The 1,435-nt window shown below is 57.6% G+C and carries 2 protein-coding genes; both read right to left on the bottom strand.

Annotated features, from left to right (window positions below; genetic code table 11):
* Window positions 1-1,027 (bottom strand): F0F1 ATP synthase subunit beta (gene atpD / locus ACIPLA_RS28220; protein ID WP_401177753.1); only part of this gene is annotated, 1,027 nt, incomplete at its 3' end.
* 27 nt (window positions 1,028-1,054) lie between these two features.
* The coding region (locus ACIPLA_RS28215) for a F0F1 ATP synthase subunit gamma (protein WP_401177751.1) at window positions 1,055-1,435 on the bottom strand (381 nt) is incomplete at its 5' end.

Genomic DNA, 1,435 nt, shown 5'->3' with positions numbered 1-1,435 from the left:
GGCGCCAACTCGAGGCGAGTGGATCGACCGCCGGGTAGATACCCAGGGAAGCGATGTCACGGGACAGAACGACGGTGGCGTCCAAGTGGGCGAAGGTGGTCGCTGGCGACGGGTCAGTCAAGTCATCCGCCGGTACGTATACCGCCTGGATCGAGGTGATCGAACCGTTTTTGGTCGAAGTGATACGCTCTTGCAGAGTACCCATCTCTTCGGCCAGGGTCGGCTGGTAACCTACTGCGGAAGGCATACGGCCCAGCAGTGCGGATACTTCAGTACCGGCCAGGGTGTAACGATAGATGTTGTCGACGAACAGAAGAACGTCGTTACCTTCGTCACGGAACTTCTCGGCCATGGTCAGGCCGGTCAGTGCTACGCGCAGACGGTTACCCGGCGGCTCGTTCATCTGACCGTAAACCAGTGCCACTTTGTCCAGAACGTTGGAATCCTTCATCTCGTGGTAGAAGTCGTTACCCTCACGAGTACGCTCACCCACACCGGCGAACACGGAATAACCGCTGTGCTCGATGGCGATGTTACGGATCAGTTCCATCATGTTTACGGTTTTGCCTACACCGGCACCACCGAACAGACCGACTTTACCACCCTTGGCGAACGGGCAAACCAGGTCGATAACCTTGATGCCGGTTTCCAGCAGGTCGTTGCCGCCCGCTTGTTCAGCGAAGGTTGGCGCAGGACGGTGAATGCCCCAGCGCTCTTCGGTGTCGATCGGGCCAGCTTCGTCGATCGGGTTACCCAGAACGTCCATGATCCGGCCCAGGGTCGCTTTACCGACTGGTACGGAGATGGCTGCGCCAGAGTCATTGACTTCCAGACCGCGCTTCAAGCCCTCGGTGGAACCCATCGCAATGGTACGAACCACGCCGTCGCCCAGCTGCTGCTGAACTTCCAGGGTGGTTTCGGCCGCGCTCACTACTTTCAGCGCGTTGTAGATGCTCGGTACGCTGTCGCGTGGAAATTCCACGTCGATAACGGCGCCGATGATTTGAACGATACGTCCGCTACTCATAGCTGGATCCTCTGAATATTTGAACCGTTAAACCGCGGCTGCGCCGACTACTATTTCCGAGATCTCTTGGGTGATCGCAGCCTGACGCGCATTGTTGTAGACCAGCTGCAAATCGCTGATCAAATCACCGGCGGTGTCGGTAGCGTTCTTCATCGCGATCATCCGCGCAGCTTGTTCAGCCGCGTTGTTCTCGACCACCGCCTGGTAGACCTGCGACTCCACGTAACGGACCATCAAGCCGTCAAGCAGCTCTTTGGCGTCCGGTTCGTACAGATAATCCCAGTGGTGCTTGAGTTCTTGATCCGGGGTTGCCACCAATGGAATCAACTGCTCCACGGTAGGCGATTGCGTCATGGTGTTGATGAACTTGTTGGACACCACGGACAGGCGGTCAATACGGCCGTCCAG

It is taken from the genome of Pseudomonas sp. NPDC086112 (assembly GCF_044746425.1).
GTDB lineage: Bacteria > Pseudomonadota > Gammaproteobacteria > Pseudomonadales > Pseudomonadaceae > Aquipseudomonas.
The sequence above is the reverse complement of the archived record's forward strand: the minus strand, read 5'-3'. Positions and strand labels throughout refer to the sequence as shown.